Genomic DNA, 510 nt, shown 5'->3' with positions numbered 1-510 from the left:
TACCCTTGCCAAACACCTCGAAGTTGCCGTCTCTTCCTGTAACCATTGGCACTTGGCGCAACACATCATTTGCTGTGCCAGCATGAGAAAGTTGGGAGTTGGCTACAGTCGTAACCAAGGCATTGCCTTTGATGGCAGTAACGGGGCGTGATGATTTCACCACCACTTCGCCGAGCATCTTACTGTCTTCTTCCATCTTGATGATGCCTACATTCTCGCCTGTGCAATCCTTGCAGATTGTCTTATAGCCTACGGATGTCACCTTGATGATTCCGCCATTGCATGAAGAGTCGATGGAGAAGCGTCCATCATTTCCACTCACTGCTCCCTTGACGAAAGCAGAGTCTTGTCGGTTCAAAAGCACGACATTGGCAAAAGCCAGAGGCTCGCCCTTGACATCCACCACTTTTCCCGTGATACTCTGTGCCATCGTCGAGGTCATTACAGATAGGTACAAGGCCGTTGTTAAAATCCCCTTATTATTCATTGTATAATTATTTTTTTATTGCT

At 47.3% G+C, this 510-nt stretch carries 1 protein-coding gene; it reads right to left on the bottom strand.

Features of this window, described 5'->3' with window-relative positions; all coding sequences use genetic code 11:
• Nucleotides 1-430: carboxypeptidase-like regulatory domain-containing protein (locus tag KSW37_RS15780; RefSeq protein ID WP_217315398.1), on the bottom strand; the 430-nt coding region annotated here is incomplete at its 3' end.
• Nucleotides 431-510: the final 80 nt, after the last annotated feature.

The sequence above is a fragment of the Segatella copri genome (genome assembly GCF_019127135.1).
Taxonomy (GTDB): Bacteria; Bacteroidota; Bacteroidia; order Bacteroidales; family Bacteroidaceae; genus Prevotella.
The sequence above is the reverse complement of the archived record's forward strand: the minus strand, read 5'-3'. Positions and strand labels throughout refer to the sequence as shown.